Source organism: Streptomyces sp. NPDC079167 (genome assembly GCF_040686735.1).
GTDB lineage: Bacteria > Actinomycetota > Actinomycetes > Streptomycetales > Streptomycetaceae > Streptomyces.
The window spans coordinates 74,822-100,941 of sequence record NZ_JBFBLO010000012.1 but is presented as its reverse complement, the minus strand read 5'-3'; the positions used below and the strand labels follow the sequence as shown (position 1 = coordinate 100,941).

At 72.3% G+C, this 26,120-nt stretch carries 19 protein-coding genes, 1 tRNA gene and 1 pseudogene; 14 read left to right on the top strand and 7 right to left on the bottom strand.

Going from position 1 to position 26,120, the window contains the following annotated elements:
* Positions 1 to 72: 72 nt before the first annotated feature.
* From topA to AB0P41_RS25090, 5 genes are all read left to right on the top strand, one after another.
* Complete coding sequence (gene topA / locus AB0P41_RS25110) at positions 73 to 2,940, top strand: type I DNA topoisomerase (RefSeq protein WP_356713838.1); 2,868 nt, start codon at positions 73 to 75, stop codon at positions 2,938 to 2,940.
* Positions 2,941 to 3,118: 178 nt separating this feature from the next.
* The gene (tmk, locus tag AB0P41_RS25105) at positions 3,119 to 6,226 is read left to right on the top strand and encodes a dTMP kinase (RefSeq protein WP_365934282.1); all 3,108 of its coding nucleotides are present in this window, start codon (positions 3,119 to 3,121) and stop codon (positions 6,224 to 6,226) included.
* Between the two features lie 115 nt (positions 6,227 to 6,341).
* On the top strand, positions 6,342 to 7,547 hold the full coding sequence (locus tag AB0P41_RS25100; RefSeq protein ID WP_356713836.1) for a DNA polymerase III subunit delta': 1,206 nt from the start codon (positions 6,342 to 6,344) through the stop codon (positions 7,545 to 7,547).
* Between the two features lie 93 nt (positions 7,548 to 7,640).
* Positions 7,641 to 9,170, top strand: coding sequence for an alpha/beta hydrolase (locus AB0P41_RS25095; protein ID WP_356713835.1), 1,530 nt, complete (start codon positions 7,641 to 7,643; stop codon positions 9,168 to 9,170).
* Between the two features lie 98 nt (positions 9,171 to 9,268).
* A tRNA-Thr gene (locus AB0P41_RS25090) sits at positions 9,269 to 9,342 on the top strand.
* Between the two features lie 303 nt (positions 9,343 to 9,645).
* On the opposite strand, the pseudogene AB0P41_RS25085 reads toward AB0P41_RS25090, so the two are convergent.
* Positions 9,646 to 9,770 (bottom strand): annotated as a pseudogene (locus tag AB0P41_RS25085) (glycosyl hydrolase); the annotation flags it as partial.
* Positions 9,771 to 9,864: 94 nt separating this feature from the next.
* The gene (locus AB0P41_RS25080) at positions 9,865 to 11,130 is read right to left on the bottom strand and encodes a family 16 glycosylhydrolase (RefSeq protein ID WP_356713834.1); all 1,266 of its coding nucleotides are present in this window, start codon (positions 11,128 to 11,130) and stop codon (positions 9,865 to 9,867) included.
* Positions 11,131 to 11,401: 271 nt separating this feature from the next.
* Here AB0P41_RS25080 and AB0P41_RS25075 point away from each other — a divergent pair, with 271 nt between their 5' ends.
* Together AB0P41_RS25075 and AB0P41_RS25070 are read left to right on the top strand one after the other, a co-directional pair.
* Positions 11,402 to 12,244 (top strand): sulfurtransferase, encoded by an 843-nt coding sequence (locus AB0P41_RS25075; protein WP_365934280.1) that lies wholly within the window; start codon positions 11,402 to 11,404, stop codon positions 12,242 to 12,244.
* Positions 12,245 to 12,379: 135 nt separating this feature from the next.
* Entirely contained in the window at positions 12,380 to 12,733 is a 354-nt protein-coding gene (locus AB0P41_RS25070) for a hypothetical protein (RefSeq protein ID WP_356713832.1), read from the top strand.
* A gap of 18 nt (positions 12,734 to 12,751) precedes the next feature.
* On the opposite strand, the gene AB0P41_RS25065 is transcribed toward AB0P41_RS25070, so the two are convergent.
* Both AB0P41_RS25065 and AB0P41_RS25060 read right to left on the bottom strand, forming a co-directional pair.
* On the bottom strand, positions 12,752 to 13,432 hold the full coding sequence (locus tag AB0P41_RS25065) for a phosphotransferase (protein ID WP_365934279.1): 681 nt from the start codon (positions 13,430 to 13,432) through the stop codon (positions 12,752 to 12,754).
* A gap of 37 nt (positions 13,433 to 13,469) precedes the next feature.
* Positions 13,470 to 14,519, bottom strand: a complete 1,050-nt coding sequence (locus tag AB0P41_RS25060; RefSeq protein ID WP_356713830.1) for a DUF2804 domain-containing protein — start codon at positions 14,517 to 14,519, stop codon at positions 13,470 to 13,472.
* Positions 14,520 to 14,702: 183 nt separating this feature from the next.
* Here AB0P41_RS25060 and AB0P41_RS25055 point away from each other — a divergent pair, with 183 nt between their 5' ends.
* Together AB0P41_RS25055 and AB0P41_RS25050 are read left to right on the top strand one after the other, a co-directional pair.
* Positions 14,703 to 16,073 (top strand): alpha-lytic protease prodomain-containing protein, encoded by a 1,371-nt coding sequence (locus AB0P41_RS25055; protein WP_365934277.1) that lies wholly within the window; start codon positions 14,703 to 14,705, stop codon positions 16,071 to 16,073.
* An 83-nt stretch (positions 16,074 to 16,156) separates the two neighbouring features.
* The gene (locus AB0P41_RS25050) at positions 16,157 to 16,999 is read left to right on the top strand and encodes a carbohydrate-binding protein (RefSeq protein ID WP_365934275.1); all 843 of its coding nucleotides are present in this window, start codon (positions 16,157 to 16,159) and stop codon (positions 16,997 to 16,999) included.
* A 92-nt stretch (positions 17,000 to 17,091) separates the two neighbouring features.
* Here AB0P41_RS25050 and AB0P41_RS25045 read toward each other — a convergent pair whose 3' ends face one another.
* Positions 17,092 to 18,798, bottom strand: a complete 1,707-nt coding sequence (locus AB0P41_RS25045) for a bifunctional 3'-5' exonuclease/DNA polymerase (RefSeq protein ID WP_365934274.1) — start codon at positions 18,796 to 18,798, stop codon at positions 17,092 to 17,094.
* Positions 18,799 to 18,928: 130 nt separating this feature from the next.
* Here AB0P41_RS25045 and AB0P41_RS25040 point away from each other — a divergent pair, with 130 nt between their 5' ends.
* The 3 genes from AB0P41_RS25040 to AB0P41_RS25030 are packed head-to-tail and all read left to right on the top strand — an operon-like array spanning position 18,929 to position 23,208.
* Positions 18,929 to 19,858 carry an NADP-dependent oxidoreductase gene (locus AB0P41_RS25040; protein ID WP_356713825.1) on the top strand — a complete coding sequence of 310 codons (930 nt, stop codon included), beginning with the start codon at positions 18,929 to 18,931 and terminating at the stop codon, positions 19,856 to 19,858.
* Between the two features lie 39 nt (positions 19,859 to 19,897).
* Entirely contained in the window at positions 19,898 to 21,073 is a 1,176-nt protein-coding gene (locus tag AB0P41_RS25035) for a DUF2786 domain-containing protein (protein WP_365934273.1), read from the top strand.
* 53 nt (positions 21,074 to 21,126) lie between these two features.
* Positions 21,127 to 23,208 (top strand): FUSC family protein, encoded by a 2,082-nt coding sequence (locus AB0P41_RS25030; protein ID WP_365934271.1) that lies wholly within the window; start codon positions 21,127 to 21,129, stop codon positions 23,206 to 23,208.
* Between the two features lie 11 nt (positions 23,209 to 23,219).
* Here the strand turns inward: AB0P41_RS25030 and AB0P41_RS25025 are convergent, their stop codons facing one another.
* A complete protein-coding gene (locus tag AB0P41_RS25025; RefSeq protein WP_365934270.1) occupies positions 23,220 to 23,705 on the bottom strand; it encodes a hypothetical protein in 486 nt (161 codons plus the stop codon).
* A gap of 278 nt (positions 23,706 to 23,983) precedes the next feature.
* Between AB0P41_RS25025 and AB0P41_RS25020 the strand changes: the two genes are divergently transcribed.
* On the top strand, positions 23,984 to 24,226 hold the full coding sequence (locus AB0P41_RS25020) for a DUF397 domain-containing protein (protein ID WP_033296523.1): 243 nt from the start codon (positions 23,984 to 23,986) through the stop codon (positions 24,224 to 24,226).
* A gap of 86 nt (positions 24,227 to 24,312) precedes the next feature.
* Here AB0P41_RS25020 and AB0P41_RS25015 read toward each other — a convergent pair whose 3' ends face one another.
* Positions 24,313 to 24,873 (bottom strand): ATP-binding protein, encoded by a 561-nt coding sequence (locus AB0P41_RS25015; protein WP_365934268.1) that lies wholly within the window; start codon positions 24,871 to 24,873, stop codon positions 24,313 to 24,315.
* Between the two features lie 317 nt (positions 24,874 to 25,190).
* Between AB0P41_RS25015 and AB0P41_RS25010 the strand changes: the two genes are divergently transcribed.
* Complete coding sequence (locus AB0P41_RS25010) at positions 25,191 to 26,075, top strand: helix-turn-helix transcriptional regulator (RefSeq protein WP_356713820.1); 885 nt, start codon at positions 25,191 to 25,193, stop codon at positions 26,073 to 26,075.
* The last annotated feature ends 45 nt before the right edge of the window (positions 26,076 to 26,120 follow it).

Here is a 26,120-nt window from a genome sequence, read left to right as displayed (position 1 = left end):
CGACAGCACCGCGGGCAGCGTAAGAGCGCTGCCCGGATGCCCCACGAGTGCCGACCGGAGAGAAGAGCGAAGTTGTCCCCGACCAGCGAGACCGCAGGCCGCCGACTCGTCATTGTCGAGTCGCCTGCCAAGGCGAAGACGATCAAGGGCTATCTCGGCCCCGGATACGTCGTCGAGGCGAGCGTCGGGCACATCCGCGACCTGCCGAACGGCGCCGCCGAGGTGCCGGACGAGTACACCGGTGAGGTACGCCGCCTCGGCGTGGACGTCGAGAACGACTTCCAGCCGATCTACGTCGTCAACGCAGACAAGAAAGCCCAGGTCAGGAAGCTCAAGCAGCTCCTCGCCGAATCCGACGAACTCTTCCTCGCCACCGATGAGGACCGCGAGGGCGAAGCCATCGCGTGGCACCTGCAGGAAGTCCTGAAGCCCAAGGTCCCGGTCCACCGGATGGTCTTCCACGAGATCACCAAGGACGCGATCAGGGCCGCCGTCGCCAACCCGCGCGAGCTCAACCAGCGCATGGTCGACGCCCAGGAGACCCGCCGCATCCTCGACCGCCTCTACGGCTACGAGGTCTCGCCGGTCCTGTGGAAGAAGGTCATGCCGCGGCTCTCCGCGGGCCGTGTCCAGTCGGTCGCCACCCGCCTCGTCGTCGAGCGGGAGCGCGAGCGCATCGCCTTCCGTTCCGCCGAGTACTGGGACCTGACCGGCACCTTCGCCACCGGACGCGCCGGTGACCTCTCCGACCCCTCGACGCTCACCGCCCGCCTCAGCGCGGTCGACGGGCGCCGCATCGCCCAGGGCCGAGACTTCGGTCCCGACGGGCAGCTCAAACAGGGCTCCGCACAGACGCTGCACCTGGACGAGACGAACGCCCGCGCCCTGGCCGCGGCGCTCGCCGACTCCGCGTTCGCGGTCCGCTCGGTCGAGTCGAAGCCGTACCGCCGCTCGCCGTACGCACCCTTCCGTACGACGACCCTCCAGCAGGAGGCCAGCCGGAAGCTGGGATTCGGGGCCAAGGCCACGATGCAGGTGGCGCAGAAGCTGTACGAGAACGGCTTCATCACCTACATGCGTACGGACTCCACCACCCTCTCGGACACCGCGGTCTCAGCGGCCCGGGCGCAGGTCACACAGCTGTACGGTGCGAACTACCTGCCCGACAAGCCCCGCACGTACGCGGGGAAGGTCAAGAACGCGCAGGAGGCGCACGAGGCGATCCGCCCCTCGGGCGACCGCTTCCGCACCCCGGCCGAGACGGGCCTCACCGGCGACCAGTTCCGGCTCTACGAGCTGATCTGGAAGCGGACCGTCGCCTCCCAGATGAAGGACGCCGTCGGTAACTCCGTCACCGTCAAGATCGGTGGCCGGGCGAGCGACGGCCGGGACGCCGAGTTCTCCGCGTCCGGCAAGACGATCACCTTCCACGGCTTCATGAAGGCGTACGTCGAGGGCGCGGACGATCCGAACGCCGAGCTGGACGACCGTGAGCGCAGGCTGCCGCAGGTCGCCGAGGGCGACGCGCTGACCGCCGACGAGGTCACGGTCGACGGCCACGCCACCAAGCCGCCGGCCCGCTACACCGAGGCCTCGCTGGTCAAGGAGCTCGAAGAGCGCGAGATCGGCCGCCCGTCGACGTACGCATCGATCATCGGGACCATCCTCGACCGCGGCTACGTGTTCAAGAAGGGCACGGCCCTGGTGCCGTCGTTCCTCTCGTTCGCCGTGGTCAACCTGCTGGAGAAGCACTTCGGCCGGCTCGTCGACTACGACTTCACGGCCCGTATGGAGGACGACCTCGACCGCATCGCGCGGGGCGAGGCGCAGTCCGTGCCGTGGCTGCGGCACTTCTACTTCGGCACGGGTGACGACACGACCGGCGCGGGCGCGGCCTCCGCCGCGGGCAACGGCGACGGGGACCACCTCGGTGGTCTGAAGGAACTCGTGACCGACCTGGGCGCGATCGACGCCCGTGAGATCTCCTCGTTCCCCGTCGGCAACGACATCAAGCTCCGCGTCGGCCGCTACGGCCCGTACATCGAGCGCGGTGAGAAGGACTCCGAGGGTCACCAGCGCGCGGACGTGCCGGAGGACCTGGCACCCGACGAGCTGTCCGTGGAGCTCGCCGAGGAGCTGCTGGCCAAGCCGAGCGGCGACTTCGAGCTCGGTGCCGACCCGGTGAGCGGTCACCAGATCATCGCGAAGGACGGCCGCTACGGCCCGTACGTCACCGAGGTGCTCCCCGAGGGCACCCCGAAGACGGGCAAGAACGCGGTGAAGCCGAGGACCGCGTCACTCTTCAAGTCCATGTCGCTCGACACGGTGACGCTGGCAGACGCGCTCAAGCTGATGTCCCTGCCGAGGGTCGTCGGCGAGGACGCCGAGGGCGTCGAGATCACCGCGCAGAACGGCCGCTACGGGCCCTACCTCAAGAAGGGCACGGACTCGCGTTCCCTGACCTCCGAGGACCAGCTCTTCGACATCACGCTCGATGAGGCCCTCGCGATCTACGCGCAGCCCAAGCAGCGGGGCCGGGCCGCCGCCAAGCCGCCGCTGAAGGAGCTGGGCACGGACCCCGTGAGCGGGTCCCCGGTGGTGGTGAAGGACGGCCGCTTCGGCGCGTACGTCACCGACGGCGAGACGAACGCGACGCTGCGGACCGACGACAGCGTCGAGGACATCACGCCGGAGCGCGGTTACGAGCTGCTCGCCGAGAAGCGGGCGAAGGGCCCGGCGAAGAAGAAGACGGCGAAGAAGGCTCCGGCCAAGAAGGCGACCGCGAAGAAGGCCACGGCGGCGAAGAAGACGACCGCCAAGAAGGCCACCGCCACCAAGACGACGGCCGCCAAGAAGACCACCGCCGCCAAGAAGGCGCCGGCGAAGAAGGCGACCGCCGCGGCGAAGAAGACCGCTGCGGCCCCCTCCGAGGAGAGCTGACCGCGAGCTGTCCGTCGGCAGCCGGCCGCGGGAGCAGGCGGTCAGCCGTGCACGTACGCCGGAAGGGCCGGGGAGACCCGGCCCTTCCGGCGTTGTCGCGAGGGCGGACGGCGTTCCCGTTGGGCATATGTTCGGACGCGGCCCCCGGCCACCGCACCGCTCCCGATAGGCTGGGCGGATGACGCGAGCCGAGCAGCCACCGGTCGTGAGCCCCACCTCCGACACACTTGCCGCAGACTCACGCGAGCGCGCCGTACGAGCCCTGTTGCGTGTTCCCCCGCTCAGGCGGTTGTGGAGCGCCCAGCTCGTCGGCAGTATCGGCGATTCACTCGCCCTTCTTGTGCTTGTGCTGTTGTCGCTGCAGGCGGCGGTCCTCGAGGGCTCCTTCGGGGCCGGATACCGCGGGGCGGCCTTTGCCGTCGCCGCCGTGTTCGGCGCCCGGATTCTTTCCACCGTGCTCTTCGGAGCCGTACTACTGGGACCCCTTACGGCGCTCACGGCGCCCGGCGGTCCGATCGACCGGCGCTGGCTGATGATCGGGGCGGACGCGCTGCGGCTCGCCCTGCTGGTCGTCGCGCCCCTGTGGATCGACTGGATGCCGGACAAGGCACTCATGATGATCCTGATCACCGTCTTCGTGGCAGGTGCCGGCGAACGGCTGTGGGCGGTGGCCAAGGAGAGCGCGGCTCCCGCGCTGCTTCCCGCCCCGCCCCCGGAGGGCGCCGCCGTGCGCCCGCTGCCGGACCACCTCGACGCCCTCCGCAGGCTCTCCCTGCGGACGAACTTCCTTTCGGTCCCCGCGGCCGCGGTCGTGCTGGTGGTCGCCGCGCTGATCGGTGAACTGCTGGGCACCGGCTTCGACTGGTTCTCCTTCCACCAGGCCGCCCTCGGGTCCTACATCGCGGCGGGGCTCTTCGCCGCCTCCGTCTCGACGCTGTACTTCCTCCAGCTTCCGGCCACCCGGACGCCCCGACCGCGCTCGCCCCTGGAGGGCCTGCGCCGGCCGGCCGGCGCGACGGGGTCCGACAAGGGCCGCACCGGGAGCATCCCGCTGGTCGTCGCCGCGTGTGCCGCGGTCGCCGGGGCCATCGCCGCCGCAGCGGGCGTCTCCGTGCTGCACGCCGCCGACCTCGATGGCGGGCCCGCCACCTTCGCGCTGCTGATCCTGGCCCTGACCGGTGGCACCGCGCTCGGTATCCGAACCGCGCGGAAGGTGCTGCCCGCCCTGTCGCGTCGCCGGCTGCTGGCCCTCGCGGTCGCTGTCACGGGCGTGGCGCTCCTCGCGCTCGGCCTGGTGCCCGACACCGCCACCGGGCTGCTGATCGCACTGCTCGCCGGTTACGCGGCGGGGGTCGCCGCCAACATCGGGCACACGGTCATCGATCAGGAGACGGAGGCGTTCCGGCAGGCCAGGGCCACCGAGCACCTTCAGGCCGTGGTCCGGATACTGGTCGCGCTCGGCGCGGTGGGCGGACCGCTGCTCGCCGCCGCCATCGGACGGCACCGCCTGGGGTCCGGCGACTTCGTCTTCGCGCACGGCGGCGCGGCCTTCACGCTGATGCTCGTCGGCGCGCTTCTGCTGCCCGTCGCGGTGACCGTCCTCGCCAGGACCGACGACCGTGCCGGTGTGCCGCTCCGCCGCGACCTGCGTGAGGCGCTGCGCGGCGGCGACACCCCCGTCACTCCCGCGGCGAACGGCTTCTTCCTCGTCCTGGAGGGCGGCGACGGAGCCGGCAAGTCCACCCAGGTCGAGGCGCTCGCCGAATGGATCCGCGCCAAGGGCCATGAGGTCGTCGTGACGCGCGAGCCGGGGGCCACCCCGGTCGGCAAGCGCCTGCGGTCGATCCTGCTGGACGTGTCGTCGGCCGGTCTGTCGAACCGGGCCGAGGCGCTGCTGTACGCCGCGGACCGGGCCGAGCACGTGGACTCGGTCGTCCGCCCGGCGCTGGAGCGCGGCGCGATCGTGATCTCCGACCGCTACATCGACTCGTCCGTGGCCTACCAGGGCGCGGGCCGTGACCTCGCCCCGACCGAGATCGCCCGGATCTCGCGCTGGGCGACGAGTGGTCTCGTACCGCACCTGACGGTCCTTCTGGACGTCGACCCGGAGACGGCGCGGGAACGCTTCACCGAGGCGCCCGACCGGCTGGAGTCCGAGCCGGCCGAATTCCACACCCGGGTGCGGTCCGGCTTCCTCACCCTCGCGGCGGCCGACCCGGCCCGCTACCTGGTGGTGGACGCCGGGCAGGAGCCGGAAGCGGTCACCACGGTCGTACGCCACCGGCTCGACCGGCTGCTTCCGCTCTCCGAGGCCGAGATCAAGGCCCAGGAAGAGGCACGCAAGGCCGCCGAGGAGGAAGCCCGGCGCAAGGCCGAGGAAGAGGCGGCGCGCAAGGCCGAGGAGGAGAGGCTGGAGCGCGAGCGGCAGGCTCAGCTCGCCAAGCTCCGCGCCGAGGAGGAGGAGCGCAGGCGCCGCGAGGAGGAAGAGGCGCGGCAGCGCGAGGCCGAACGGCAGGCCGAGGAGGCACGGCAGCGTGCCGAGGACGCCCGCCGCCGTGCGGAGGAGGAGCGAGCCCGTCTCGAGGCCGAGGAGCGGGTGCGCGAGGCCGAGCAGGAGCGGCTGCGCCTGCAGGCCCAGGAGGAGGCGCGGCTGCGCAAGGAGGCGGAGGAACTGCGCCTGGAGAAGCAGCGCAAGGCGGAGGAGGTGCTGGTGCGGGCCGAGGAGGCCCGCCGCCGTGCCGAGGCCGAGGCGGCTGCCCGCGCCGAGGAGGCGGCTGCTGCCGCCGCCGCGGAGCGTACCCAGGAGTCCGGGTCCCGGTCCGCCGGGCCGACCGTGCCGGACAACGAGCTCACCGTCCCGACCCCGGTCGTGAACCCGAACGAGATCACGCAGCCCGTGCCGGTCGCCCGGCCGGACCGCCCGGCGCCCGAGGCGGACGAGACCGCTGTCCTGCCGCCGGTGCGCGACGCGGACGAGACCGCTGTCCTGCCGCCCGTGCGTGACGGGAGCCCGTCGGACCGGGTTCCGCCGGGTGTCTTCCGTGACGAGCGCGGGGCCTCCCGCCCCGAGAGCGAGAACGAGCGGACACGCGAGCTGCCCCAGATCAGCGACGACCCGCAGGCGGGGCCGGCGGCGCAGGGTGCTTCCGGTCGCCAGAAGCGTCCGCGTCCCGACTGGGCCGAGGAGACGCCGCTCGACGATCTGCCCTCCCTGGCCGACGAACTGCTCGGGGGCGACGACGACCAGGGCGGCTCCGGACGCGGCGGACGCCGGCCCCGCCGCTGACGGGCGGACGCCGGGCGCGGGCTCGGAACGCCGGGACTGTCGGACCCTTCCCGCACAATAGGGAGGCGCCGGGGTTCCGGCGTTCCAGCACCACGCCACCGGAAGGGCGGTGACCATGACCGTTTGGGACGACCTGGTCGGACAGGACCGGGTGCAGGAGCAGCTCGGTGCCGCCGCCCGGGACGCCGATGTCCTGGTGACCGCCGTGTCCGCAGGTGAGCCGGTGCCGCCCGGCTCCAAGATGACGCATGCCTGGCTGTTCACGGGCCCGCCCGGCTCGGGCAGGTCCACGGCCGCCCGTGCCTTCGCCGCCGCGCTCCAGTGCACCAGCCCCGACCGCGCCCTGGGCGGGGCTCCCGGCTGCGGCTTCTGCGACGGCTGCCACACGGCCCTGATCGGTACCCACGCCGACGTCGAGGTGATCCGGACGGATCTGCTCTCGATCGGTGTGAAGGAGACCCGTGAGCTGGTCCGCCGTGCCCAGCTGTCCCCCGCCGTGGGCCGCTGGCAGGTCATCGTCATGGAGGACGCCGACCGCCTCACCGAGGGCGCGGGCAACGTCCTGCTGAAGGCGGTGGAGGAGCCCGCGCCCCGCACGGTGTGGCTGCTCTGCGCGCCCTCCCTCGAGGACGTGCTGCCCACGATCCGCTCCCGCTGCCGTCACCTCACGCTCCGTACGCCCCCGGTCGACGCCGTGGCCGAGGTGCTGATCAGGCGGGACGGCATCGACCCCGAGCGGGCCGCGTCGGCCGCCCGTGCCACCCAGGGGCACATCGGCCGGGCGCGACGCCTGGCGACGGACGAGCGGGCCCGTGCCCGCCGCGCCGCCGTGCTCAAGCTTCCGCTGCGCGTCCATGACGTCGGCGGCTGCCTCAAGGCGGCCCAGGAGCTGATCGATACGGCGACCGACGATGCCAAACAGGTCGCCGAGGAGGTCGACGTCAAGGAGACGGACGACCTGAAGGCGGCGCTCGGCGGCGTCGCGGGGGGCCGGATGCCTCGCGGGACGGCGGGTGCGATGAAGGAGCTGGAGGACAGGCAGAAGCGCCGCAGGACGCGTACGCAGCGCGACAGCCTGGACCTCGCGCTCAGCGAGCTCACCGGCTTCTACCGCGATGTGCTGGCACTCCAGCTCGGCTCCCGGATCGCCCTCGCCAACACCGACGTCCGGGACTCCCTCGACCGGATCGCCGAGTCGTCCACCCCTGAGCGCACCCTGCGCCGGATAGAGGCCGTGATCGCCTGCCGCCGCGCCCTCGACCGTAACGTCGCGCCGTTGCTTGCCGTGGAGGCCATGGCGGTCGCGCTCCGGGCGGGCTGAGCCGGCGTCCACCTGTGGACCGCCCCGGGGTGCGAATTCACCCGTATGAGCAGGGAATCGGACGAGTCGTCACACGGCGGCTACGCTCCGGGGATGGACACCAGGCGCCTGCTACGCATCTTCGCCACCGCGCTCGGCACTGCCGGCCTCCTCGTCTCCGGCTGCAGCAGCGGAAGTTCGGCGCCGAGCGCGTCGGCGACGGGTTCGGCCGTCGCCGAGGAACTCGAGCCGTACTACGCGCAGAAGCTGCGCTGGCGGGACTGCGGCGTGGAGGGCTTCCAGTGCACCACGATGAAGGCACCGCTCGACTACGCGAAGCCCGACGGCGGGGACGTCAAACTGGCCGTCTCGCGGAAGAAGGCCACCGGACCGGGCAAGCGGATCGGTTCGCTCCTGGTCAACCCCGGCGGTCCCGGCGGCTCGGCCGTCGGCTACCTCCAGGGGTACGCGGCCATCGGCTATCCCGCCCCGGTCCGCGCCCGGTACGACATGGTGGCCGTCGACCCGCGCGGAGTGGCCCGCAGCGAACCGGTCGAGTGCCTCACCGGCAAGGAGATGGACGCCTACACCCAGGTCGACCAGACTCCGGACGACAAGGGCGAGGTCACCGAGCTGAACAAGTCCTTCAAGAAGTTCGCCGACGGCTGCGCGAAGCGCTCCGGCAAGATCCTTCCGCATGTGTCCACGGTCGAGACGGCGCGTGACATGGACATCCTGCGGTCCCTGCTCGGAGACGAGAAGCTGAACTACGTCGGCGCCTCGTACGGCACGTTCCTCGGCGCGACCTACGCCGATCTGTTCCCCGCCCGGGCGGGGCGCCTCGTCCTGGACGGGGCGATGGACCCCTCGCTCCCCGCGGTGGACATCAACCGCGATCAGACCGCCGGTTTCGAGACGGCCTTCCAGTCGTTCGCCGCGGACTGTGTGAAGCAGGCCGACTGCCCGCTCGGCACCACGTCCACCACGGCGGCCGCGACCGCCCTGAAGAAGCTCTTCGGTGATCTGGACGCCGAGCCGGTGCCGACCGGTGAGACCCGGAAGCTGACCGAATCCCTGGCGACCACGGGTGTGATCGCCGCCATGTACGACGAGTCCGCCTGGCCCCAGCTCCGCGAGGCCGTCGCCTCGGCTCAGCGCGGTGACGGCGCCGGCCTCCTCTCGCTGGCAGACAGCTACTACGAGCGCGAGCCGAGCGGCGAGTACGCCAATCTGATGTTCGCCAACGCCGCCGTGAACTGCCTGGACCTGGCCCCCGCCTTCGCCGGCCCCGCAGAGGTGGAGAACGCGGTCCCGGAATTCGAGAAGGCATCCCCGGTCTTCGGCAGGGGCTTCGCCTGGGCCGCGCTGAACTGCGGCTCCTGGCCCGTGGACCCCACCGGCACCCCGCACCGCACCGAGGCGGAGGGCGCCGCCCCGATCGTCGTGGTCGGCACCACCCGGGACCCGGCCACCCCGTACAAGTGGGCCGAGTCCCTCGCGGAGCAGCTCTCCTCCGGCACTTTGCTGACCTACGAGGGCGACGGGCACACGGCGTACGGCCGGGGCAGCGACTGTGTCGACACGGCGATCAACACCTACCTCCTGGAGGGCACGCCGCCCAAGGACGGCAAGAAGTGCACCTGACCTGCGGATACGGCAGCGGCGCCGGGTGGTGCGGAGCACCCCTGGAAACTGTGTAGACTTGGCGTCGCTGCTGACCGCACCATGGTGCGCCAGAGCGTGCCGCCTTAGCTCAGTTGGCCAGAGCAACGCACTCGTAATGCGTAGGTCTCGGGTTCGAATCCCGAAGGCGGCTCTGTAGAAGCCTCAGGACTCACTCGCCGTGACCTGGGGCTTTTGCTTGTGCTGGGGCCTGCGCCGGGGTCACGTGCGTCGCCGCGCTGCCCGTGGTCTCTCCCGACGAAGACCATCAGCCCGGTCGGACCGCGGAATGCCCCAGGGCGTACTGGATGCCCCAGGGCGTACCGGAGCCACAGGGGCAGCAGGGCGAGGATGCCGAACTCGGGCCGGCGCGACATGCGGGCGTACGGAAGCCCCAGGCCCCCGTGACCTGGGGCTTCCGTACGCCGATGGGGGAGCGGACACCGGCCGCCGTCCAGAACGGCGTCAGCGTCAGCCCCCCGGTGGGCGCGGTGTCCTGGAGGTGCGAGGTGAGTCGGCCACGTCGGCGTAGGCGAAGCCGTACACCTTGCCGTCCGGCGTCGCCGCGTGGACGGCCTTCGAGCAGGGGGTGATCAGCGGCGACGGGACCGGAAGGCCTGCGCCCGTCCCCCGTCGCGCAGGGTGCCGACGGTGCGGACCTTGGCGGCCCCGGTGGTCAGCCGACGGTCCACTTCTGGCCGGCCGCGCCGGTGCAGGTCCAGATCTGGAGCCGTGTGCCGTCGGCCGAGGAGCCGCCCGTGGCGTCGAGGCACTTGTCCGCCCCGGTGTTGGTCAGGTCGCCGGCCTGGGTGTGGACCCATTTCTGTGCCCCGGTCCCGTTGCAGGTGTAGAGCTGGACGGCTGCTCCGTCGGCGGTGGAACCGCCCCGCACGTCCAGGCACTTGCCGAAGGCCCGTACGGATCCGTCGTCGGCAAAGGTCCACTTCTGGGCGTCGACGCCGTTGCAGCCGTGCAGCTGGATCGGGGTGCCGTCGGCGTCCGAGGCGCCGGCGACGTCGACGCACATGCCGCCGATGCCCTTGATCGGGCCGGGCGTACCCGAGCCGCCGCCGGAACCGTCCGAGGCGGAGACCCGTACGTAGTCGACGGTCATCGTCTGGGGGAGAGAGGTGGAACCATCGGGGCTGCCGGGCCAGTTACCGCCCACGGCCAGGTTCAGGACGATGAAGAAGGGATGGTCGAAGACCCACTTGTTGCCGTTCACATCGGCGGGGGTGCGCGTCTGGTAGGTCTGGCCGTCGACCGACCAGACCAGGGCGTTAGGGCTCCAGTCCACCGCGAAGGTGTGGAAGTCGTCGGCGAAGGCCCGGCCGTCCGGCAGGCTGTACGCGGCTCCGATGCCGGCGCCGCCCGAGTAGCCGGGGCCGTGGATGGTGCCGTGGACGGTGCCCGGCTCCTTGCCGACGTTCTCCATGATGTCGATCTCGCCGCTGTTCGGCCATCCCACACTGCCGAGGTCGTCGCCGAGCATCCAGAAGGCCGGCCAGATGCCCTGGCCGCGCGGGATCTTGATCCGGGCCTCGTAGCGGCCGTACGCCTGGGTGAACGTCTGCGCGGTGTTCAGCCGGGCGGAGGTGTACTGGCAGGTGCCGTACCAGCACTGGAGGCCGGAGTCGCTGTTCCGGTGAGCGGTGATCACCAGGTTGCCGTTCCCGTCCAGGGACGCGTTCCGGGTGCTGTCCGTGTAGTACTGCAACTCGTTGTTCCCGTTGCCCGAGCCTCCCTTCTCCAGGGTCCATTTCGATGAGTCCGGAGCACTGCCGGCGGCGCCGTCGAACTCGTCGGCCCATGTCTGCGCGGCGGCGTCCGCCCGGTGGATGCCCGGCCCGGTGGTGGTGAGGAGGAACGCGGCGACGAGTGCGGCGGAGAGCAGGAGAGCCAGCCCGACGGGCGACCATCTGCGTGCGCGGTGAGAGGCCATGTCTGCGTACCTTTTCTGTGGGGGGAGAACAGGACACGGAGCCGGCGGAGGGGCAGGAGCGTTCTGAGAGCGCTCTCGTCCTGTGGAGTGTGCCGCCGTTGGAGCTCGATGGTACGCAGATCCCTCGGCCTGGCAACCGGGCGTACGGTGATGAAAAAGCCCTGGGCGGCGGCCACTTGGGCGCTGCTCCGTAAGATCCGGATCGCTTGAGGCGCTTTTGACCCGGGCTTAGGATCGGACGGCTGGTAAGGGCGGAGGAGGGCGGACAGTCATGACCGGAGACGACGCGGGGGGCCTGCCCGGGCCGCTCGTCGGTCCCGAATGGCTCGCGGCACGGCTGGGTGGGCTCGTGGTCCTCGACGCATCGGTGGGAGCGCACCGCGCGACGGAGCGGCGGATCCCGGGGGCCCGGCGCTTCGACATCGACGGCGCGATGTCCGACCACACCGTGCCACTGCCGCACACGATGCCCGGCGCCCGGCGCTTCACCGAGGAGATGCGCGCCCTCGGGGTCGACGGCACCGACACCGTCGTCGTTTATGACGCCGCCGGTGTCTACTCCGGTGCCCGCGCCTGGTGGATGCTGCGCGCCATGGGCTTCGGCCGGGTCGCGGTGCTCGACGGCGGACTGCCCGCCTGGGCCGCGGCCGGGCTTCCGGTGGAGGAGGGTCCTGCTCCCGGTTGTGCCGGGCGTACCGGGGACTTCACCGCCCGCCCCCGTGAGGGGATGCTGGTCGGCAGCGATGCGGTGGCGGCCGCCCTGGCCGACCCGGGATCGGCTGTTCTCGACGCGCGTACCCGGGAACGCTTCGCCGGTACGGTGGCCGAGCCCCGGCCGGGGCTCCGCCGGGGCCACATGCCGGGGGCGCTGAACCTGCCGTTCGGGGAGATCCAGCGCGACGGCCGGATGCTCCCGGCCACCGAACTGCGCGCGGTGTTCGGCGCGTTGCTCGGCGAGCGTGAGCGCCTGGTCGTCAGCTGCGGCTCGGGCGTCACCGCATGCGTCCTCGCACTGGGTGCCGAACTCGCCGGCTACGGCGAGGTGTCCGTGTACGACGGATCGTGGAGCGAGTGGGGCCGGCCGTCCGGACTCCCGGCTGTGACGGGCCCGTAGGCAGCCGCAGCGCGCCCTCCCCCGGGGAATGAGTGCCGTGGCCCGCAGGACCTGAGTATGCGCGCGCATGCCGCGGGGAGCCGGCCGCCGCAGAGTGGAGGCACGTACTCCGCAGTGCTGAAAGGCAGCCCGCGCATGTTCCCCGCACTCCCCGCTCCCGCCTCCACGGCGCCCGCGCCCCGCCCCCGTCCCGCCACGAACGGCCAGGTACTCCTGGTCGCCCTGATCTGGTCCGTGCCCCTCGCCGCGCTGTTCTTCCTCGGGTGCATGGTGCTGATGGTGTCGGTGTGGGGCGCTGCCTCCGGTGAGTCACCCGTGGCGTTCCTGCTGGGGGCGGCCGGGGTTCTCGCCGCGGGGGCGGCCGTACTGACCGGCCTGTACCGCTCGCCTCCGCTGAGCCGCATGACCCCGATGGGCCGGCTGGCCCTGCTCGGCGCGGTGGTGTGGCCCTTCCCGGTGGTCACTCTGGTGTACGCGCTCAACGGCTGACCGGCCCCGGGAGCGACGTCAGGCCGCCAGCGAGGCGACCAGCTCCGCCGCCTCGTCCAGCACCGCCGTCCCGTGCGCGGTGAGCCGAGGGTCCGCCGCACGCAGGGCGGTGGCGCGGGCGAGGGCGTCGGCGGGCACGCCGCCGTCGTCCGCGAACCGGGAGAGCAGCGCCGCCAGCAGCTCCCGGAGCTGATCGCCGGCGGGGGACGTGGGATCGAGGGCGTCCTGAGCCACGATCACCGATGTCATGGCTCGGTCCAGTTCGGGCGGGCCCTCACCGGACGTCAGCCAGTCGGTCACCACGGCGCCGCCGGAGGTCATGACGACGTTCTCCGGGTGGAGGTCCAGGTGGAGGATCCGGTCATCCGGGTCCTGGGAGAGCCGTGGAGGGAGCGCGTGCAGCTCCCGCAGGAGCCGCGCCAGCAGCTCGGCGCACGTCCCCTCGGTGACCGTGCCCGCCCGCAGCGCCTCGGCCAGCGTCGGCCCGGTCAGACGGCGCATCACCAGATCGGTGGGAAGCGCCTCCTCGGCCGGCGGGCCGATGCGGGGGACGGGGTAGCCCGAGGCCGAGAGGTAGGACAGCACGGCCAGTTCACCGGTGGCGTCGATGCCGTCGCGGTAGCGGCGCAGGACCCAGGGGCCGTCGAGTGCGTACACGTCGGCGGTGCGTCCCGAGCCCAGGAGCGGGCCTATATGCATGAGGGGAAACCTACCCGTGCCGTCCCGCGCGGGGGAGTCACCAGCGCATGTGGACGTCCTCGGCCCAGCCCAGCAGCCGCTCCACGGCGATCTCGGTCCCCTCGTCGGTACGGATCCGGCCGTCGTAGTGACCGAAGCACTGGTCGGTGCGGTTGGCGATCAGGCCGACGTCCGTGTGCACGGCCCGGTTGTGGAACGGCGTGAACGTCAGGTCCACCTGGCCGGACGAGGGCGTACGGAGGGTCCAGGGGGCCAGGGGGTCGGAGACGGACCACCGCCAGTCCAGCTCCTCGCCGATCTTGGTGAGCCGGCCGTCCACACAGAGGCCGTTCTCGGTGGAGCCGGTGCCCTCCGTCCAGCGTCCGCCGAACTGGAGGCCGACCGTGTGCCCGTCCGTACGGCCGGACGCGGCGCCCCAGTTCCAGTCGACCGTACGAGGCCAGCGTCCGCGGCCGTGGTCCAGGACGGCCCAGGTGTCCTCCCCGCCGAACGTCAGCAGATCGTTGCCGATCCGCACCCGGCCGGAGGCGGGGAGCGCGGTGTGCTTGGAGGTGTACTGGAAGCGCTGCTCGCTCCACGGCACCACGACGGAGAGCGACTCGTGTCCTTCCGGCCGCGACACCAGGAGGCCGACCTCCAGCGGCAGCCGCTCCGGGGTCAGACACCGGGCCCGGAGCCTCGTGCCGGCGTTCTCGTCACGGATCTCGACGCGCACCTTGCCGCCGGTCGGGCGGGCGGGGCCGACGACCACGTCCTCGGAGCCCGGTGCCCCCGCGACGGTGTCGGGGAGGTGGACGCCCCGGCCGGCGGGGACGATCGAGGAGCACTCGAACTCGCGTCCTCCGGGGCCGAATTCCAGCACGTAGACCGTGTTCAGTGCCAGGAAGTCGAGGTCGCTCACCGTCAGGGCCACCAGATGGGTGGGCGTGGTCACGCACCAGTACTCCCACCGCTTCGTCCGGCCCCAGCCCCGCAGATTGGCCCGGTGCAGCGGCTTCCTGGACCAGCCGACCGCCGCCGGGTTCAGGCTGCCGTCGGACAGACAGAGGTCGACGGGCTCGGTGATCTCGTGCTCGTGCGTCGCCATGGCCGGAGCCTATAGCGGTGCGGCGCCCTGCCCGGGCACGGCTCCGGGCGCGCCCCATAACGCGGTGGTAGGGGGCGGACGGGATCTCCTGTCCCCGGCCTGTTCGCGGCTACCTTTTCGGCAGTTCGCACCCGGGCTCCGCTCCCCCGGAGCCCGACGCCCCCCGAACACAAGGAGAGTGACGTGGAGACAACCGTGCTCCGCAGACGCGCGTTCGCCGCAGGAGCCGCCGCCGTGGCGGTGGGCGCGCTCGCCCTCGCCGGTCTGACCGGTGTCGCCTCGGCCGACCAGCCGGCCGGCGCCGTTCCTGCCGCCGCCGACCGGCTCTCGCCGGGACTGATCGAAGCCATGAGCCGTGACCTCGGCCTCGACGCCGACGAGGCCAAGGACCGGATAGCGGACGAGTACCGGGCGGCGGCCGTCGCGGCGGCGCTGGAGAAGTCCCTCGGCGCGGACTTCGCCGGAGCCCGGCTGAGCGACGGGGCCGCCGTCCTCGTCGTCGCCACCACCGACCGCGCCGACGTCGGGCGGATCACCGCCGCGGGAGCCCGCGCGGAGGTCGTGGGCCACGGCCTGGACCGCCTCGAAGCCGCCAAGGCGGCGCTTGACGCGGTGGCGCTCAAGAAGGCACCGAAGGACGTGCCGTCCTGGTACGTCGACGTCCGCACGAACCGCGTGGTCGTCAACGCCGCCCGTACGTCGGCGGCGGACAGCTTCCTGGCGGGGGCGGGGGTCTCCCGCGATCTCGTACAGGTCAACCGCTCCGCCGAACAGCCGCGCACCTACGCGGATCTGCGCGGCGGCGACGCGTACTACATGAACGGCACCGGCCGCTGTTCCATCGGCTTCCCCGTCAAGCGCGGCACCCAGAACGGCTTCGTCACCGCAGGGCACTGCGGAACGCCGGGTGTCACCACCACCGGGTCCAACCAGCAGGCCCAGGGCTCCTTCCAGGGCTCCACCTTCCCCGGCCGTGACTACGCCTGGGTCGCCACCAACGCCAACTGGACGCCCCGCGCCCTGGTGAACGGATACGGGAACGGTGATGTCACCGTCACCGGGTCCACCCAGGCCGTTGTGGGCTCCTCGGTCTGCCGCTCCGGTTCCACGACCGGCTGGCACTGCGGCACCATCCAGCAGCACGGCACCAGCGTCACCTACCCGGAGGGCACCATCTCCGGTGTGACGCGCACCAGTGTCTGCGCCGAACCCGGTGACTCCGGAGGCTCGTTCATCTCGGGCAGCCAGGCGCAGGGAGTCACCTCCGGCGGCTCCGGAAACTGCTCACAGGGCGGTACGACGTACTACCAGCCGGTCAACCCGGCACTGGCCGCCTACGGACTGACCCTCGTCACCAGCGGTACGCCGACCGACCCGCCCACCGATCCGACCGACCCGCCGACCGAGCCGGGCGGCACCTGGGCCGCGGGGACGACGTACGCCGCCGGCGCCATGGTGACGTACGGCGGTGCGAGCTACCGCTGTCTGCAGGGCCACCAGGCGCAGGCCGGCTGGCAGCCGCCGAACGTGCCCGCGCTCTGGCAGCGGGTCTGACGGCCGCTCCGCGCACGAGGCGCGCAGCCGAGGCTCACAAGACACCCGCGTCCGGGGAAACCCCGTACACCGAGGAAGCAGCCATGACCGAGAGTTCATCCTCCGAGGCCGGACCTCCCGGCCGCCCGATCAGCCGCAAGAACCTCCTGCGGGCCGCCGTCGCGGCGAGCGCCGTGCCGCTGATCGCGGGCGGGGGCATCGCCCTGGCCCGTGACACCGGCGCCGGCGGCGCCCCCCTGGCGCTCACGCCCGCCTGTGACGACGGGGACGACCCCACCCCCGAGCAGATGGAGGGGCCCTACTTCAAGCCCGACTCCCCGCTCAGGACCAGCCTGGTGACGTCCGGTACCCCCGGCACCCCGCTCACCGTCAGCGGGTATGTGTTCGGCAGGGCCTGCAAGCCACTGCCGGGAGTGCTCCTCGACTTCTGGCAGGCGGACGCCGGCGGGGCGTACGACATGAGCGGGTTCGCCTTCCGCGGACACCAGTTCACCGACGCGAAGGGGGCCTTCACGCTCACCACGGTGGTGGCGGGCCTGTATCCCGGGCGCACCCGGCACGTCCATGTGAAGGCCCAGGCGCCGGGGCGCCCCGTGCTCACCACCCAGCTCTACTTCCCGGGTGAACCGCGCAACGCCACCGACGCCCTCTACGATCCGGCGCTGCTGATGAACGTGCGCACCGCGGGGTCCGGGCGGCAGGGCACCTTCGACTTCGTGCTCGATGTCGACCAGCAGCCGGACCCGACCGATCCGCCCACCGATCCGCCCACCGATCCGCCGGGCGGCACCTGGAGGGCCGGGACCTCCTACCGGGCCGGTGACCGGGTGACCTACGACGGCGTCTCCTTCCGCTGTCTCCAGGCACACTCCGCCATCGCCGGGTGGGAACCGCCGCTGGTCCCCGCGCTGTGGGAGCGCGGGTAGATACGCGGCAGCGGCCCGGGCCGGGACTCCGTCCCCGGTCCGGGCTTCCGGCGTGGCCCAGCGCGGGCGGCCCCTCGCAGCGGGCGGTGCCGTCACTTCGCGTCCGAGTAGCGCTCGACGACCGCCGTGCTGAAGGGGAACCGCACCGGTGTCTCCCCGAACGTGACGCGGCCCGCCAGCTCACCGGCCTCGCGGATCGCCTCCACCACCGCGGGCGCCTCCCCGGCCGGGCAGTGCACGATCACCTCGTCGTGCTGGAAGAACACCAGCTCCGCCCGCATCCCCTCGGCGGTGAGCCTCTGCCGGAGCGCCGCAAGGAGCAGCAGCGCCCAGTCCGCCGCGCTTCCCTGCACCACGAAGTTGCGGGTGAAGCGGCCCCGCGCCCGGGCGTTCGGCGAGGCATAGCCCGGGGTGAAGCCGTAGGTGCCGGTGCTCTCCCCGGCCGGGGGCTCGTCGCTCTCCTGCGGGATGCCGGCCTCCCCGTCCTCTTCCGCCCCGGCGGCGGGCGGGCTCGTGCGCCCCAGCCAGGTGCGGACGAGACGGCCCTCCTCGCCCGCCCTGGCCGCGTCGTCGACGTAGCCGACGGCGTGCGGGAACCGTCGCCGCAGCGCCGCCAGGTTCTTCAGGCCGTCGCCCGAGGTCTGCCCGTAGATCGCGCCCAGCAGCGCGATCTTGGCGTGGTCGCGGTCGCCGTGGAACGCCCGGTCGGACAGGGCCTTGTAGAGGTCGCCCTCGTGTCCGGCCACCTCCATCAGCCCCCGGTCGCGGGAGATCGCGGCCAGCACCCGGGGCTCCATCTGGTCGGCGTCCGCCACCACCAGCCGCCAGCCCTCGTCGGCGACGACCGCCTGGCGTATCACCTTGGGGATCTGCAGCGCCCCGCCGCCGTTGGTCGTCCAGCGCCCGCTGACCGTGCCTCCCGGCTGGTACTCGGGGCGGAAGCGGCCCTCACGCACCCAGTCCTGGAGCCAGCTCCAGCCGTGTGCCGTCCAGACGCGGTACAGCTTCTTGTAGCGGATCAGCGGTTCCACCGCCGGGTGGTCGAGCTCCTCCAGCTCCCACCGCCGGGTCGACCTGACCTTGATCCCGGCCTGCGCGAACGCCTTCACGACATCGGCCGGCAGATCGGGCCGCACCCGTCTGCCGAAGGCGGCCGACACCTCCTCCGCGGCCTCGGCCAGTCTCCGGGGCTCGCCACCGCCCGCGTAACGCTCGCCGAGCAGGCCGTCCAGCACCTCACGGTGGACATCGGCGCGCCAGGGGAGCCCGGATCTGTTCATCTCGGCGGCGACCAGCATGCCCGCGGACTCGGCGGCCGTGAGCAGCCGCATCCTGCCAGGGTGCTCCGTCGCCTCGTGGCGGCGCAGCTGCTCGGCGTAGACCTCGATCAGCGCCTCGAAGGGCAGATCGGTGCCGGAGCGCGGCTCGAAGAGGGAGGACTGGGAGCCGGGCTCCGCCGAGCGGGGCGGCGGATCGGGCGGCACCGGAGCCCGGCGCAGCCGTGCCCAGGCCGCCGCCGCGGATCGGGGCTCCCCGAGCCGCCCCTCGTGGCCGAGCAGCAGCAGCTCGGCGCACTCGATGTCGTAGCACCGGTCGACCCGCACGCCCGCGGCGAGCAGCCGGGGGTAGACGCCGGCCGTCGAGCGCCAGACCCAGCGGGCCACCCCGGGCCGGGAACGGACGGACTGGGCGAGGTCGGGCTCGGCCAGTACGGGACCGGCGGGCAGGCCTTCGCGCGTCAGCGGCGCGAGGAGCGCGCCGCCGCCTTCCGCGACGGCCAGAGCCCAGCGTTCGGTCATGGGCCGAGTCTTGCACCCGCCACTGACAGGGGCCCCGCCTCGCCGGGCGGACGCGCCCGGCTGCCGCGAGGATCGGAGTGTGGTGCGCGCGGGGCGCACCGGGGCCACGGCAGGCGTGGAGGAGACGGTGATGGAAGCGATCGTGTACGAGGAGTTCGGCGGGCCCGAGGTTCTGCGTCCGGCCCGGGTCGACGACGTCCACGCCGGCCCCGGGCAGATCCGGGTGGAGGTCAGGGCCGCCGGGGTCAATCCGGTCGACCACAAGATCCGCAACGGCTGGATGGAGGCGGCGTTCCCCACCCCCCTGCCCGCCACGCCCGGCAGCGAGTTCGCCGGTGCAGTCGACGAGACCGGTGACGGTGTCACGGAGTTCGCGGTCGGCGACGAGGTCCTCGGCCGGAGCACGACCGGCGCCTACGCGGAGTACGTCCTGGCCGACGTGGGCTCCGTCGCGCCCAAGCCCGAGGGGCTGGGCTGGGCGGAGGCGGCGGCGCTGCCCGTGGCGACCGCGACCGCCGCCCGGGTGCTCGACGAACTCGCGGTGGCCGCGGGCGAGACCCTGCTGGTGCACGGGGCGTCCGGCGCGGTCGGTTCCGCCGCCGTCCAGATGGCCGCCGCCCGGGGCGCCACGGTCATCGGGACCGCCTCACCGGCCAACCACGACTATCTGCGGGTGCTCGGCGCGGTCCCGGTGGCGTACGGGGAGGGGCTGGTGCACCGGGTGCGGGAAGCCGCGCCGCAGGGCGTGGACGCCGTGTTCGACGTGGCGGGCAGGGGTGCGCTGGCGGACTCGGTCGAGCTGCGCGGCGGTACGGCCGACCGGATCACCACCATCGCCGACCCGGACGCGGCTCACTACGGGGTGGCCTTCTCCGCGGGCGGCGGGAGCGGTCCCGACGAGGGCAGGCGGCTCGCGGAGTACGCGGAGGCGGCCGCGGTCGGCGGTCTGCGGATCCCCGTGGAGCGGACCTTCGCGCTCGCTGAGGCGGCACGGGCCCAGGAACTGAGCGAGGCCGGACACGTGCGCGGCAAGCTCGTCCTGCTCCCCGGCGAACACTGAGCGCCCGGCCGCCCGGGGGACAGCCCTTACGCTGGCCGGATGGAATCGGTGATCGACCGGGCGTGTGCCGCGGCCCTGTATTCGGAAGGCGACGCGGGCCTGGACACCGGCGCCTCCCTCCTCGCCGCGGACCCGTCCGCCGACGAGGAGCTGCACCGGCGGGGCCAGGAGTTCGTCCGGCGCGCCTGGACGCGCGGCTGGCAGCCCGCCGACGTCGTACGGACCGTCCGCCGTGAGCTGGACGAGGACGGCGCCGCTCTGGCCTCCGCCCTGATCACGGGGGAGACGGCGGGTTACGCCCGGCTGCCCCCGCGCTGGGCGGACCAGCTCGCCGCCATGCCCGCTCCGGCGCCGCGCAACCGGCCCGACCGCTTCACGTACGCCTCCGCGCTCCTGGAGCTGTACCGCCTGCTGCTGCGGCTCCCGGTCGTCGAGCCGGTCGGGCCGGTGCCCGGCGCGGCGGCCGACGCTCCGTACCGGCCGCCGGCCCACGGTGAACCGCGCATGCTCACCAGGATCCGGGCGCTGCTGGCCAAGGCGGAGGCGACGGGTTTCCCGGAGGAGGCCGAGGCGCTCACCACCAAGGCGCAGGAGCTGATGGCCCGGCACAGCATCGACGAGGCGCTCCTCGCCGCCCGTACGCACAGCGCCGACACCCCTGGTGCCGTACGCATCGGGGTCGACGCCCCGTACGAGAGCGCCAAGGCCGTCCTGCTCGACTCCGTCGCCTCGGCGAACCGCTGCCGTGCCGTCTGGAACAGTGATCTCGGCTTCACCACGGTCGTGGGCTTCGAGCCGGACCTGGAGGCCGTGGAACTGCTCTTCACCTCGTTGCTGGTGCAGGGCACCGCGGCGATGACGAAGGCGGAGGCCGGACAGCGGGCCGGCGGGCGCAGACGGACCAAGACCTTCCGGCAGTCCTTCCTGATGGCGTACGCCCAGCGCCTGGGCAGCCGCCTGGCGGCTGACACCGAGCGGGTCACCGCCGCGGCCGGCTCGCAGACCGGTGCGGAAGGCCGCGACGGTGACGCCGGCGCCCTGCTGCCGGTCCTGGCGGCCCGGGACGTCGCCGTCACCGACACGGCGGAGCAGATGTTCCCGAGGACCACCACGACCCGGCTGCGCGGGGCGACCGACGCGGAGGGATGGAACCACGGCACGGCCGCGGCCGACCGGGCCCGGATGGGCGGGCGAGGGCCGGAAATCCGCCGATAGGTCGGCGGAGCGGCATAAGTCTGGGTTGTCCGTCCTCCGGCTAGGCTCGGTCCATGAGCTGGCTCCGGGCGCTGAAGGAGACCGCCCGCTCGGGGCTGACGATCGAGCGGCGGCGTCTCGAACCGCTCATCGCGTTGCGCGGCGCCGCGGGCCTCGCGCTCGTCGTCGGGGTGAGCCTGGCGCTCTTCGGCCCGGTGATCGCCGCCGGTTCCGCGTTCGGCGCGCACCAGGCGGCCATCGCCAGCTTCCAGCGCAGCTGGCGCCCCCGGCCGGTCCTCGCGCTGGTCTCCGGAGCCAGCCTGGCCGTGTCGACCTTCGTCGGCTATCTCAGCGTGTCCCACACCCTGTTGTTCCTGGCCCTGCTGATCCTCTGGACGTTCACCGCGGGGATGGCGTGGGCGGCGGGTTCGACGGCCGGCATCATCGCCGGCTCGAACGTCGCGATCATGCTGGTCACGGTCACCCTGCCCACCTCGGCCGCCGACGCCGCCGCCCACGCCGCGATGATGGCGTTCGGGGGGCTCGTCCAGGCGGCGCTGATCGTGCTGTTCCCGGTCCGCAGATGGGGTGCCCAGCGCGACGCGCTCGCGGACGCCCTGGCCGCCGAGGCCGACTACGCCCGCAGGCTGCGCAACGACCCGGTGGCGCCCTTCGACCCCGTGCCGCTGATGACCGCGCGCAACGCCGCCGCCGTCACCCCCCGCCAGGCCCGGCGCCGCCCCGCCGACCTGCACGGCGCGCGCGGCGTCGCCGAGCGGCTGCGGCCGGTCCTCGCCTCGCTGGCGGACCCCGCCCTGGGGGTCCCGGCCGAGGGCCCCGAACGCTACTGGGCGCAGGAGATCCTCGGCGCCGCCGGATCCCTGCTCGACTCCGCCGCCCGGGCGGTCCGCCAGGGCGACCCGGTGCGGCTCGACGAGACGGCGCTCTCCGTGCTGAAGTCCCCCGACACCGAGGTGATCCTCACCGGCCCGCCGCGCAGGGCCGCCGACCGGCTCACCTCGCTGCTCGCCGACGTCATCGAGATCGCCGAGGGGACCGGCACGGACGACCGGACGCCCGGCGAGCCGCTCGTCCCGCACCGCCGCCGGCCGACTCTGCTGAAGCTGGTCCCCGTCGTCCATCGCTCCATGCGCCGCGAACTGCGCCGGGGATCGACGGTCCTGCGTCACGCGGTCCGCGTCTCGGCAGTGACCGCGGTGGGCTACCTCATGGGTCTGGCGCTGCCGTTCGGCCACGGCTACTGGGCGCCCATGACCGCGGTGATGGTGATGCGCCCGGAGTTCACCCACACGTACTCGCGGTCCGTGGGCCGCTTCATGGGCACCGTGATCGGCGTCGCCCTCGCCACCGGCATCGTGCAGGCCTCGCATCCGAACGCGCAGCTCTCCGCCGCGCTCGCCCTCGTCAGCGCCGCCCTGATGTACCTGCTGATGCGCACCGGGTACGCGGTCGGCCAGGTCTGTGTCTCCGCCTACGTCGTCTTCCTGCTCGGGATGGCGGGCGACGACTGGTCCCAGACCGTGCCCGAGCGGGTCGTGCTGACCCTCCTGGGCGGTCTGCTCGCGATGGTGGCGTACGCCCTCTACCCGGCCTGGGAGACCCCGCGGCTGCGCGACAGGCTCGCCACCTGGCTGATCACGGACGGGCGTTACGCCGCCACGGTCCTCGACCGGTACGCCGATCCCGCGTCCAGGACCCTGGAGGAGGTGCGCGCCACCCTCCTCACCACCCGGGAGGCACGCGTCGCCTGGCAGGAGGCGCTGGAGACGGCCCAGCACGAACCCGTACGCCACCGGGGCATCTCCCGGACCTCCGCCGCGGACGCCCAGGACGCGCTCGCCCAGTTCGGCCGCGTCGCCATGCTCATGGAGGCCCATCTGCCCGCCGCCTCCGCCACCCCCGTACCCGAGGCCGCCGGGCTGGCCGACGCGCTGCGCCGGGCCACCGAGGAGGGCGCGAAGGCGGTACGGGAACGCCGCGTCCCGGACTGGGCCCCGGTCAGGGAGGCGCTCGCGCGCCGCGACACCGCCGAAGGGCCGCCGCCCGACTCCTTCGTACGCAACGGGGCCACCCTGCTGCTCCGTGCTCTGGAGGACTTCTCGCGGGCGCTGGAGATCAGCAGCGGGCGGGCCTGAGGCAGCGGGCGTCAGGGAGCGGGCACATCCGGCAGGTCCGTGGGCAGCTCGGAGAGGTCGGCCCTGGACAGGGTGTCCTCGGCCCCGGCTTCCCACGAGATGACGAGCTTCTCGCCGTCGTTGGACTCGACGGAGCCCATCGTGCGGTCGGTGTTCCCGTCGAGGCACTTCAGCGCGATCATCACCCCGCCCATGTCCTTCACCTCGCCCTGGCAGATGTGCCGGCCGGCCGAGAGCGCCACCTTGCCCGAGGCGACCGAGAGCGTGACGGGCCCGCCGTCGGCCGTGCCCGTCCAGGTCCCCTCCAGCGCAGCGGCGTCCGCACCCCCGGAGCCGCCCTCCTCGCCGCCGGCTCCGGGTGACGAGGGCTGCCCGGAGCTCGATGCGGTGTCCGGGGCCTTGTCACCGGCGGGATCGTCACTGCCGCACGCCGTCAGAGCGAACGCGACGACGAGACCTGCGGCGACAAGAGCGACGGAGCGCGGAAACCTGTCCATAGGTGAGTTTCCCCCTTGTGGATTCACTGCCGAAAGACCGCGCCAAGCTACCAGGGGTGAAGAGAGCAACTCGGGGAAGTGGGAGCCTAATTGGCTTGTCGTTCGTCTGTTCCTCATAGAGGTGGAAGACGGGTGAACAGAGGGCCGGGGGATCGGGGGTGAAACTGTAATCGCGTGCGCACCCGCCGTGCACGTGCATCTGCTCATGCATTGGCATATGAACACAGCTATGATCCGAGCTAGTTGACACTTGCACCTTGCAACTCGGGGAGCGTCCTGTGCACCACGTGTACAACGGCATGGCGGCCACAGAGCTTCGCGGGGTCGTCTGGCAGAAGAGCAGACACAGCAACTCACAGGGATCATGCGTGGAGTTCGCGAAACTGCCCGGCGGAAATGTGGCGATGCGGAACTCGCGCCACCCCGACGGGCCCGCGCTGGTCTATACGCCGGCGGAGATCGAGGCGCTGCTGCTGGGCGTCAAGGACGGGGAGTTCGACCACCTCGCCGCGGGCGGCTGAGCGCACGGCACGCCGCGGCCCGCGTACGGCGGCCGATCGCGGGGCGTCGCCCGGGCGCACGCCCGTATGTGCCGGGGTGCGCCGTACTACAGGCTGTCGGGGTACGCGTCGACCGGGACGAGGCGCTCCGTCGCCGTGTGGTCCGTCAGCCGGAACAGGGCCCAGACCACCTTGCCGAACCTTCCGTCGGGCGGGGTGTCGCCGACCGGTACGGGGGAGGGGTGCCAGCCCCAGCAGTCGCTGAACGACTCGACGAGGAACAGGCCCCGGCCGCACTCGGCCGAATCCGGCGCCTCGCCCGCGACCGGCCCCTTCTCGCTGGGATCGCGCACCGCGCACACCAGGCGGGATGACCAGCGCATCAGGTGCAGCCGTACGGAGGAGTCCTGCCGCTCCCGCGCCGTATCGGCCGGAAGGGCGTGCCGCAGCGCGTTGGTGACCAGCTCGGACACGACCAGGGCGACATCGTCGAAGCGGTCGCCCAGATCCCAGGAGTTCAGCGTCGTACGGGTGAACCTCCGTGCGCCGCCCACCGCTTCGAACCGGGCCGGGAGCGTGCAGGAGGCCGAGCCGGCGACCGCCGAGGGGTCGATGGGCGGAAGCCCCTGCCGTAACGGCTCGAGCATCGTCGATCCATTCGTCCCCATGCGAGGCACTCCCGGGATTCGCGGCTGTAGCGGCACTGCTTCTGGCGGGCACTGCGGGTACAGCGGCACAACACGAACGAGCACGCAGGTGCGCGGGGCCCATGGTTCCGAATGCGTACGGCAGATGCAAGGGCAGATGCACGTGCACGCGCGGGGTCTGCCCGGTAGCGTACCGGTTCGAGACATTTCTTCCGCTTCACAGTTTTGAAGCTTTCGGAAAGTCTTGCCATCTCTGTAATCGAATGAGTACGGGGTGAAGCGTTTTGGTGGCAGAATCCGCCTCCGGGGTTCGGGGGGACCCCGAAGCACGGGAAGCGATGGGGAGGGCTGGGAAGCCGGTGTCGGCAGGCGAGTCGAGTGGTTCTGTGGTGCGGCGCATCCTCCTGGGTTCACAGCTCAGGCGCCTGCGCGAGTCGCGGGGCATCACCCGTGAGGCGGCCGGCTACTCCATCCGCGCCTCCGAATCGAAGATCAGCCGCATGGAGTTGGGACGGGTGAGCTTCAAGGCCAGGGACGTCGAGGATCTGCTCACGCTGTACGGAGTCACGGACGAGGCGGAGCGGGATTCACTCCTCGGCCTGGCCCGTGAGGCCAACGTGGCGGGCTGGTGGCACAGTTACGGCGATGTGCTGCCCGGCTGGTTCCAGACGTATATCGGACTGGAAGGGGCGGCCTCGCTCATCCGGATCTACGAAGTCCAGTTCGTCCACGGGCTGTTGCAGACCGAGGCGTACGCCCATGCCGTCGTCGCGCGCGGCATGCCCGGTGCCCCGGCGGCCGAGATCGACCGCAGGGTCGCGCTGCGCCTGGCGCGGCAGAAGGCGCTGGTCTCCGAACGTGCCCCGCGCTTCCACGCAGTGCTCGACGAGGCGGCGCTGCGCCGCCCGTACGGCGGGCGTGAGGTGATGCGTGCGCAATTGCGGCATCTGATCGATATGTCGGAGCAGCCGAATATCACTCTCCAGGTGATGCCCTTCAGCTTCGGCGGTCATGCCGGTGAGAGCGGGGCATTCACGATGCTGCGTTTTCCGGAATCCGATCTGTCGGACATCGTCTATCTGGAGCAGCTGACAAGTGCGCTCTATCTGGACAAGGCCGAAGAAGTCGCCCAGTACGAAAAGGCCATGGTCCGCCTCCACGAGGACAGCCCGGGCCCCGAGGAGAGCCGGGATCTTCTCCGGGGACTCCTTCAACTGACGTGATTCGCCAGTACGATGAGTGACCGACAGGAGTCTGCGCCTGCAGTA

Excerpts from the sequence above, each read along its gene's own strand:
- AB0P41_RS25025 (WP_365934270.1), bottom strand. The coding sequence starts at position 23,705 with ATGGACAGGTTTCCGCGCTCCGTCGCTCTTGTCGCCGCAGGTCTCGTC.
- AB0P41_RS25045 (WP_365934274.1), bottom strand. The coding sequence starts at position 18,798 with ATGACCGAACGCTGGGCTCTGGCCGTCGCGGAAGGCGGCGGCGCGCTC.
- AB0P41_RS25035 (WP_365934273.1), top strand. The coding sequence starts at position 19,898 with ATGGAATCGGTGATCGACCGGGCGTGTGCCGCGGCCCTGTATTCGGAA.
- AB0P41_RS25065 (WP_365934279.1), bottom strand. The coding sequence starts at position 13,432 with ATGCATATAGGCCCGCTCCTGGGCTCGGGACGCACCGCCGACGTGTAC.
- AB0P41_RS25050 (WP_365934275.1), top strand. The coding sequence starts at position 16,157 with ATGACCGAGAGTTCATCCTCCGAGGCCGGACCTCCCGGCCGCCCGATC.
- AB0P41_RS25010 (WP_356713820.1), top strand. The coding sequence starts at position 25,191 with ATGGGGAGGGCTGGGAAGCCGGTGTCGGCAGGCGAGTCGAGTGGTTCT.
- AB0P41_RS25075 (WP_365934280.1), top strand. The coding sequence starts at position 11,402 with ATGACCGGAGACGACGCGGGGGGCCTGCCCGGGCCGCTCGTCGGTCCC.
- AB0P41_RS25095 (WP_356713835.1), top strand. The coding sequence starts at position 7,641 with ATGGACACCAGGCGCCTGCTACGCATCTTCGCCACCGCGCTCGGCACT.
- AB0P41_RS25100 (WP_356713836.1), top strand. The coding sequence starts at position 6,342 with ATGACCGTTTGGGACGACCTGGTCGGACAGGACCGGGTGCAGGAGCAG.
- AB0P41_RS25040 (WP_356713825.1), top strand. The coding sequence starts at position 18,929 with ATGGAAGCGATCGTGTACGAGGAGTTCGGCGGGCCCGAGGTTCTGCGT.
- AB0P41_RS25080 (WP_356713834.1), bottom strand. The coding sequence starts at position 11,130 with ATGGCCTCTCACCGCGCACGCAGATGGTCGCCCGTCGGGCTGGCTCTC.
- AB0P41_RS25030 (WP_365934271.1), top strand. The coding sequence starts at position 21,127 with ATGAGCTGGCTCCGGGCGCTGAAGGAGACCGCCCGCTCGGGGCTGACG.
- AB0P41_RS25060 (WP_356713830.1), bottom strand. The coding sequence starts at position 14,519 with ATGGCGACGCACGAGCACGAGATCACCGAGCCCGTCGACCTCTGTCTG.
- AB0P41_RS25015 (WP_365934268.1), bottom strand. The coding sequence starts at position 24,873 with ATGGGGACGAATGGATCGACGATGCTCGAGCCGTTACGGCAGGGGCTT.
- AB0P41_RS25070 (WP_356713832.1), top strand. The coding sequence starts at position 12,380 with ATGTTCCCCGCACTCCCCGCTCCCGCCTCCACGGCGCCCGCGCCCCGC.
- tmk (WP_365934282.1), top strand. The coding sequence starts at position 3,119 with ATGACGCGAGCCGAGCAGCCACCGGTCGTGAGCCCCACCTCCGACACA.